We start from the raw sequence: 8208 nt of genomic DNA on the forward strand, positions 1-8208 counted from the left end.
GGCAACGACCGTGCTTTCGGCACGGCAGACTGGAGTTGTCGCGGGGCTCGATCTGGCGATGCTCGCCTTCCGGCTCATCGAACGGAATGTCGAGATTAAGGTGGAACGAGCGGACGGCAGCGAAGTCTCTCAAGGAGATGTCATTGCAACGGTGAGCGGGCCGGCGCGAGCCATTCTCACCGCTGAACGGACGGCACTCAATTTTCTGTGCCATCTGAGCGGCATCGCCACGGCGACGGCGTCGATTGTCAATGCGATCCGCGAACACAAGGCGAAGATCGTCTGCACGCGCAAGACGACGCCCGGTTTGCGGGCAGTCGAAAAATACGCCGTGCGCGCTGGTGGCGGCGCCAATCACCGTTTCGGCCTCGACGACGCCATCCTGATCAAGGACAACCATATCGCCATCGCAGGAGGAATCCGCCCGGCCATCGAACGAACGCGAGCAAGTGTCGGCCATCTCGTCAAGATCGAGGTCGAAGTCGATACGCTTGTCCAGTTGGAAGAGGTCCTGGCTCTCGCCCCCGATGCGGTCCTGCTCGACAACATGTCGCTCGACGAATTGCGCCATGCGGTATCGATGGTCGCTGGTCGATGCATCACCGAAGCATCGGGCAGGATCACCGCCGCCACGGTGCCAGCCATCGCCGCGACCGGCGTCGATCTGATCTCCATCGGCTGGCTGACCCACAGTGCGCCGATCCTCGATATCGGCCTCGACTATCGGGACTCATGATCGCCTGACGAACGCACGGCAGCGCACCGACACCTTTCCGGTCGCCGTCAATCAGCCAGCAAAGCGGCAAAGGCCACACCCAAAGAATGGATAGAGATGCACGCACCGAATTCGAAGACAATGCCACAGATGCCATCCGCTGATGGCGGGATCTGGACCGTGGAAAAGGCTCGGGCGCTTCACGATGCTCCCTTCAACAATCTGCTGTTCCTTGCGCAAACCGTTCACCGCCAGAATTTCGATCCCAACAAGGTCCAGCTCAGCCGGCTTCTCAGCATCAAGACCGGCGGCTGTCCGGAGGATTGCGGCTATTGCAGCCAGTCGGCCCATCATGGAACCGGCCTGAAGGCGTCGAAGCTGATGGAGGTCGACCGCGTCATCGCCGAGGCGACCAAGGCGCGTGATGCCGGTGCCACCCGCTATTGCATGGGTGCGGCCTGGCGAAACCCGAAGGCACGCGACATGGATGCAGTGGTGGCGATGGTCGAAGGCGTCAAGGCGCTCGGCATGGAAACCTGCATGACACTCGGCATGCTCGATCTTGAGCAGGCCGCTCGACTGAAACAGGCTGGTCTCGATTATTACAACCACAACATCGATACGTCGGAACGCTACTACAGTGAGATCATCAGCACGCGCAGCTTTGCCGACCGGCTCGATACGCTCGAACAGGTGCGCCAATCCGGCATCAAGGTCTGCTGTGGTGGCATTGTCGGCATGGGCGAAGAGCCGGTGGACCGGATCGACATGCTGGTGACGCTGGCCAACCTGCCGGAACATCCGCAAAGCGTTCCGATCAACATGCTGATCCCGATCGCCGGCACCCCGCTTGCCGAAGCCAGGCCCATCGAGCCTATCGAATTCGTGCGCGTGATCGCTCTGGCGCGCATCATGATGCCGAAATCGCATGTCCGTCTTTCCGCTGGCCGCACCGCAATGACCGACGAGATGCAGGCACTGTGCTTCTTTGCCGGCGCCAACTCGATCTTCGTCGGCGACACGCTGCTGACCGCGAACAATCCCGGCGAGGACAAGGATCTTTTGCTCCTTCGCCGCCTCGGCATCGAGCCGATGGAACTCGAGGGGCAATGAGCGGGGCACCGCTTGCGCGCTATGACGCGACCTTGCAGGGGCTGGCGCGCAAGGACCGGTTGCGGACGCTGGCGCCGCGCGCCGGTCTCGACTTCTCCTCGAATGACTATCTCGGGCTTGCCGCCTCCAGGAGACTGGGTGAGGCGGTTGCGGCGGCGATTGCGCGGGGCACGCCGGTTGGCGCCACCGGCTCGCGGCTGTTGCGCGGCAACGCGCCGGAGCATGAGCAGCTGGAGGCGGACGCCGCGGCATTCTTCGGCGCCAAACGCGCGCTGTTCTTCGGCAGCGGCTACATCGCCAACTTCGCTCTCCTGACCGCGTTGCCGCAGAAGGGCGACCTTCTGGTTCTCGACGAACTTGCCCATGCCAGCATGCATGAGGGCGCGCAGGCCGGACGCGCCCAGTTCGTGCTGACCGCGCACAACGACGTCAATGCTGTCGAAGACGCGATCACGCGCTGGCGCGCCGAAGGCGGCATGGGGCGCGTCTGGATCGTGATCGAAAGCCTCTACAGCATGGATGGCGACCGCGCGCCGATGGAGAGCCTCGTCGCGCTTGCCGATCGGCATGAAGCATTCATCGTGGTCGACGAGGCGCACGCCACCGGTGTCTGGGGGCCGGACGGCCGGGGGCTGGCCGCCGCATTCGAGGGTCGCGACAACATCGTCGCGGTGCATACTTGCGGCAAGGCGCTCGGTGCGTCCGGCGCACTCGTTACCGCTCCACGAACGTTTTGCGACTATCTCGTCAACCGTTGCCGGCCATTCATCTACGCCACCGCGCCATCGCCGCTGATGGCGGTCGCGGTGCGCGAAGCGCTCGCCATGCTGTCCGACGAGCCCCAGCGCCGTGTCCAGTTGGACGAGCGTGTTGCCTTCGCCGGCCGGCAATTGGCCGACCGCTGCGGCGTGACGCCCAGCGGCTCGCAGATCCAGCCGTTCGTCATCGGCGACGTCGGACGCACCATGGCGGTGGCGGCGGCACTGCAGGCGCGCGGCTTCGACATACGCGGCATTCGTCCGCCGACCGTGCCCGAAGGCACGTCGCGCCTTCGCATTTCCCTGACGCTCAACGTCGACGAAGCTGACATTTCGGCGATGGTCGAGGCGCTGGTCGAAGTGTTGGCCCAGACATGACCGGAGGCGGCATGACCCAACGCATCGTCATCACCGGAACCGATACCGGGATTGGCAAGACCGTGTTTGCGGCCGGGCTCGCCGGCCTGCTCGACGGTTTCTACTGGAAGCCGGTGCAATCGGGCCTCGACGGCGAGACCGACAGCGAGGTCGTCGCGCGACTTGCCGGCTTGCCCCCAGAGCGCGTGCTGCCGGAAGCCTACCGCTTGAAGAGCCCGCTTTCGCCGCATCGTTCGGCCGAAATCGACGGCGTCGCGATCAAGGCTGCCGATCTTACTTTTCCCGTCCTGCCGACGCCGCTGGTCATCGAGGGCGCGGGCGGGCTGATGGTGCCGCTCAACCGGCGCACCAAGTTCATCGACATCTTCGCTGAGTGGCGGCTGCCGGTCATTTTGTGCGCCCGTACCGCGCTCGGCACAATCAACCACACCTTGCTGTCGATCGAGGCCCTGCGAGCCCGCTCCATCCCACTGATCGGCGTCGCCTTCATCGGCGAAGAGGTAGCCGATACGCAAAGGACGATCGTGGAATTCGGCGGTGTGCCACAGCTCGGCAGGCTGCCGCATCTCGACGCACTGACGGGTGAAACGCTGAGGGACGCGATGGTTGCCGGCTTCGACCTTGCCCTGATTGCCGGAGGCGAATGATGGCGCAGTCCCGAGTCTGGCATCCGTTCACACAGCACGCGCTCGAGCCGGCGATCCCTGAAATCGTGCTGACGGAAGGCGCCTATCTCCACAAGGCCGACGGCGCTCGCATCCTGGACGCGATTTCCTCCTGGTGGGTCGTCACCCATGGCCACCGCCATCCCCGCATCATGAAGGCCATCGAGGCGACCGCGTCGAGCCTCGACCAGATCATCTTCGCCGGCTTCACCCACGAGCCGGCCGAACGCCTGGCCGAGGCGCTTGTCGGCCTCGCGCCCGCAGGCCTCGACCGGGTGTTCTATTCCGACAGCGGCTCGACCTCAGTCGAAGTCGCATTGAAGATGGCGCTCGGCTATTTCCGCAACATCGGCGCGCCGCGCTCGCGCATCGCCGTCATGGAGCACAGCTATCATGGCGACACGATCGGCACGATGAGCGTCGGCGCCCGCGGCGTGTTCAACGCCGCCTACGAGCCTTTGCTGTTCGAGGTTGACACCATCCCGTTCCCGGCCGCTGGGCGAGAGCAGGAGACGCTCGATCGGTTCGAGGCAGTTTCCCGCGACCGGCGCGCGGCCGCGCTGATCATCGAGCCGCTGGTGCTTGGCGCCGGTGGCATGCTGATGTATCCGACCTGGGTTCTCACCGAATTGAAGAAGATCGCCGAAGCCTCCGGCACGCTGCTGATCGCCGACGAGGTGATGACCGGCTGGGGCCGCACCGGAACCATGTTCGCCTGCGAGCAGGCATCCATCTCTCCCGATATCCTGTGTACCTCGAAAGGCCTGACCGGCGGCACCATCCCACTGGCCGCCACGCTTGCCACCGATGCCATCTTCCAGGCCCATTATTCCGAGGATCGGAAGAAGACCTTCTTTCATTCGAGCTCCTACACCGCCAATCCGATTGCCTGCGCGGCAGCACTCGCCAATGTCGAGATCTGGCATGACGAGCCGGTGGCCGAGCGGGTCGCGACCTTGAGTGGGATGCAGGTCGCCGGACTGCAACGCTTTCGCGACAATCCCTACTTCACCGACTGCCGGGCGACGGGAACGATCGCAGCGCTCGACCTTCGAGCCGATTCCGCAGGTTATCTCGCCGAGATCGGACCGAAGCTGCGCGCGTTCTTCCTCGACAAGGGGCTGCTTGTCCGTCCGCTCGGCAATGTCCTCTATCTTATGCCGCCCTATTGCATCACTGGCGGCGAATTGGACGGGCTCTATGACGCAATCGAGGAGGCCGGCGAACGCTTCGGCTCAAAGCCATGAGCAGGTCGTCGCGCATTCTCGGGTTCGGTCATCACGCGCCTGGGCGAAAAGTCGAGAACCCGGAAATCGAAAGCCGTCTCGGGCTCGAACCCGGGTGGATCGAGCGGCGGACCGGGATACGGTCACGCTTCTGGGCAAACGACGAAGACACGTTGTCGGGCCTTGCCGCGCATGCCGGCGACATGGCGCTGGCGAATGCCGGCATCGAGCGGAGCGACATCGGGCTGCTGTTGCTTGCCACCTCGACACCCGATCACCTCCTGCCGCCCAGCGCGCCGCTCGTAGCTCATCGTCTGGGTCTCGGCCGGGCCGGCGCGGTCGACCTCGCTGGTGCTTGCGCCGGCTTCATCTATGCGCTGATGTTCGCCGACGGATTCACCCGCCTGCACGGCAAATCGGCCCTTGTCATCGCCGCCAACATCCTCAGCCGTCGCATCAATCCGGCCGAGCGCGCCAGCGCCGTGCTGTTTGCCGATGCCGCCGGCGCCCTGGTGATTGGCCCCCGCGAGGACCCCGATCGCGGCATTCTCGGTGCCTCGGTGGATTCCGATGGCTCGCGCTACGGGCTGATCCAGATTCCTGCTGGAGGAAGCAACAAGCCGTTCCACGGCGACCTCGACCTCGAGCAGACTCGAATGACGATCACCGACGGTCGTGAAGTGTTCGCCAAGGCGGTCGAGATGATGACTGCCTGCTCGAAGGACGCGCTCACTGCTGCCCGAATGCGGCCGCAGGACATCGACTGGTTCGTGCCGCATCAGGCCAATGCCCGCATTTTCGATGCCGTTGGGAGAAACCTCGGCATAGCAGATCATGCGATCGTCAAGACGATCGTCGACTACGGCAACTCTTCCGCCGCGACGATCCCACTGTCGCTGTCGCTGGCCAATCAGACGGAGCCGTTTCGGCCGGGCGAGAAAATCCTGCTGGCAGCCGCAGGGGCGGGTCTCAGCGGCGGCGCGCTCGTCGTCGGAGTTTAGCGGGGCGACCGAGCCGCCAAGAGGACGGCAAGATCCTGACCGTGTATGATCGATAGGGACAAAAGAACCAATGCGAAAAATAGTCGCCGGCAAGCTGCACGGCATCTACGTTACCGAAGCGAACCTCAACTACCATGGTTCGATAACGCTGGACCCTGACCACTGCGAAGAAGCAGGGATCCTGCCCATGGAATTCGTGGAGATATGGAACAAGAATTCCGGGGCGCGGATTTCAACCTATGTCATTCTCGGCGAGCGGGGCTCACGATGCTGCATCCTAAACGGAGCGGCTGCCCGCACCTGCCAGCCCGACGACCAGATCATTGTCTGCAACTCCATCTATCTGGACGAAGCGCACATTACCTCTCTGAAGCCGCGGATCGTTACGTTCGACCAGGATAACAACATACTCGACCGCCTGAGTTACTCGGTCGATCTTGACCCAGACGGCCGCTACAGTTTCTCCATCCTTGACGAGGCGGATGAGGCTTTGGCCATTCCTGCCCTGGTCTCCGGGGCGTGACACCCGCCGCACATGTGAGAGAGTCTCTCCGTCCCGTTCCAGCTTGCCCAGCGCTGAAGAGAGGACCTAAGCCTCACGGATCGCGCAATGTCGGCAACTCCACGGTTGAGCCAACAGCCACGCGGCTCGATTCCCTGTCTGAAGTCAGTTGCGGCGGCCGCCTGCAAATTCTTGCTGCTTTTTCCAGCGACGCGGCCGGGTCCTTGACGACCTGGCTTTTCGTGATCTTTGCCGCCGTGTCGATCAAGCGGGTCACATAGTCGTCTTCCGCATCGCCAGCGGCGCCAACCATCATCGTAAATATGGCCAGCCGAACGGCCGCAAACAGCGTTGAAATGGCCCTTCGGCGATGTGTTCCTCCCGCCGGCGTAAAGGCTCACCAGCCATCCAACGTCTCCCCAAATCCGGTGCAGACATCAGCGTTCGTCAATTGGTGGCTTGCTAGCAAGGCCGAGCCTGGTTCGTTGCTCATCGGCCGAATTTTCGGCGGGAGGCTGTGTCTTGAATCGAAGAACTGTCAGTTTGCCGTCCTCGACAATATGAACCACCCATCCCCCACCGGCGCGTTTGACGCGCACGTCATTTGGCTCGCCAGCCACCATCGCTGCCCCTCATTTTCGACGCCCTGGACCGAGACTGGAAGTCGTTCCCCGCACAGCGAAAAACACGAGAGCTTACGTAACGTCAAGCGCGGATTTTGTGATGGCTGACGCCTTGCCGATTTGACGGCGAAAAGGATTTGGGCCCGGAACGTCCGACCGCGCGGCATCTTGCGCTCGTATCGATTTAGATACCCGGATCTTGAATGTTAATGCAGACTTAACCACCCGCGGTCAATGTGATTGAGGACGCGTATTCAGTCCGAGTAACGCTGCAAAAACCCGCCGCTCGTGCCCAAGAGTGGCGGGTTTTTCGGCTGTGAAACGCTGGCGCGGAGAAGGCGGTGCAATCTAATCGCTGCGCCGCAAACAGGTCGCGACCGGCCGGCAGCAGGACATCGTCGGCGAGACGTGGTTTTCACAGCAGCGCGTCACGATCGCCCTGGTTTTGCCCAGCCGTCATGCGCAGGCATGGCGTTCACGCCGGACTGAATCCGGCGCGCATCCTTCTGCAAAGTCTCAAGAATGGCGATATCGATCCTGTCGAGAATGGCGATATCAATCGTGCCGAGCGGCAGTTCTCGTGAATCCTGCGAATATCTCACTATTTCGCGCAACGATTATCGAAAGAGGACTGTTCGCGAAAGCGCATTCGCAAACACCTTCGCCGCGATTCATGGTTCACTCCAACAATACAGGGAGCGAGCCCAAAAGGGCCGGATCAGGAGAAGACAATGCGCGTCGGCTGCCCCAAGGAGATCAAGAACCACGAGTATCGCGTCGGCCTCACGCCCGGCTCGGTCCGCGAATATGTCGCCCATGGCCATGAAGTGCTGGTCGAGACCGGTGCGGGTGCCGGCATCGGCGCCGATGACAATGCCTACCGCGCCGCCGGCGCCACCATCGCCAAGACCGCCGCCGACGTATTCGCCAAGTCGGACATGATCGTCAAGGTCAAGGAGCCGCAGCCCATTGAATGGGTGCAGCTGCGCGACGGCCAGATCCTGTACACCTATCTTCATCTGGCTCCGGATCCGGAGCAGACCAAGGGCCTGCTCGCTTCCGGCGTGACCGCAATCGCCTACGAAACCGTGACCGACGACCGAGGCGGCCTGCCGCTGCTGGCGCCGATGTCGGAAGTTGCCGGACGCTTGTCGATCCAGGCTGGCGCGACGGCGCTGCAGAAGGCCAATGGCGGCCGTGGCGTGCTGCTCGGCGGCGTGCCCGGCG

The 8208-nt window shown here is 63.0% G+C and carries 9 protein-coding genes and 1 pseudogene; 8 read left to right on the top strand and 2 right to left on the bottom strand.

Translation table 11 applies throughout. The features are described 5' to 3' along the window. The 7 genes from nadC to panD form a co-directional block, all read left to right on the top strand. Positions 1-736 (top strand): carboxylating nicotinate-nucleotide diphosphorylase (nadC, locus tag EN745_RS09335; protein WP_245487673.1); only part of this gene is annotated, 736 nt, incomplete at its 5' end. 96 nt (positions 737-832) lie between these two features. Then, positions 833-1828 carry a biotin synthase BioB gene (gene bioB, locus EN745_RS09340; protein WP_127421096.1) on the top strand — a complete coding sequence of 332 codons (996 nt, stop codon included), beginning with the start codon at positions 833-835 and terminating at the stop codon, positions 1826-1828. Next, positions 1825-2964 carry an 8-amino-7-oxononanoate synthase gene (locus EN745_RS09345; RefSeq protein ID WP_127421097.1) on the top strand — a complete coding sequence of 380 codons (1140 nt, stop codon included), beginning with the start codon at positions 1825-1827 and terminating at the stop codon, positions 2962-2964. Before bioB ends, EN745_RS09345 begins: the two co-directional genes overlap by 4 nt. 11 nt (positions 2965-2975) lie before the next feature. After that, on the top strand, positions 2976-3611 hold the full coding sequence (bioD, locus tag EN745_RS09350) for a dethiobiotin synthase (RefSeq protein WP_127421098.1): 636 nt from the start codon (positions 2976-2978) through the stop codon (positions 3609-3611). Beyond that, the gene (locus EN745_RS09355; RefSeq protein ID WP_127421099.1) at positions 3611-4876 is read left to right on the top strand and encodes an adenosylmethionine--8-amino-7-oxononanoate transaminase; all 1266 of its coding nucleotides are present in this window, start codon (positions 3611-3613) and stop codon (positions 4874-4876) included. The genes bioD and EN745_RS09355 overlap by 1 nt, the downstream gene beginning before the upstream one ends. Beyond that, positions 4873-5856 (top strand): beta-ketoacyl-ACP synthase III, encoded by a 984-nt coding sequence (locus tag EN745_RS09360; protein WP_127421100.1) that lies wholly within the window; start codon positions 4873-4875, stop codon positions 5854-5856. The genes EN745_RS09355 and EN745_RS09360 overlap by 4 nt, the downstream gene beginning before the upstream one ends. Positions 5857-5926: 70 nt before the next feature. Then, positions 5927-6379: an aspartate 1-decarboxylase gene (gene panD, locus EN745_RS09365; RefSeq protein ID WP_127421101.1), complete on the top strand. Its 453-nt coding sequence runs from the start codon at positions 5927-5929 to the stop codon at positions 6377-6379. A 73-nt stretch (positions 6380-6452) separates the two neighbouring features. On the opposite strand, the gene EN745_RS09370 is transcribed toward panD, so the two are convergent. Together EN745_RS09370 and EN745_RS09380 are read right to left on the bottom strand one after the other, a co-directional pair. After that, positions 6453-6674 (bottom strand): hypothetical protein, encoded by a 222-nt coding sequence (locus EN745_RS09370; RefSeq protein WP_127421102.1) that lies wholly within the window; start codon positions 6672-6674, stop codon positions 6453-6455. Positions 6675-7409: 735 nt separating this feature from the next. Continuing rightward, a complete protein-coding gene (locus tag EN745_RS09380; RefSeq protein ID WP_127421104.1) occupies positions 7410-7595 on the bottom strand; it encodes a hypothetical protein in 186 nt (61 codons plus the stop codon). Positions 7596-7712: 117 nt separating this feature from the next. On the opposite strand from EN745_RS09380, the pseudogene EN745_RS09385 reads away from it, so the two are divergent. Next, a pseudogene (locus tag EN745_RS09385) lies at positions 7713-8208 on the top strand (alanine dehydrogenase); the annotation flags it as partial.

This window comes from Mesorhizobium sp. M4A.F.Ca.ET.022.05.2.1 (assembly GCF_003998845.1).
Lineage (GTDB): Bacteria > Pseudomonadota > Alphaproteobacteria > Rhizobiales > Rhizobiaceae > Mesorhizobium.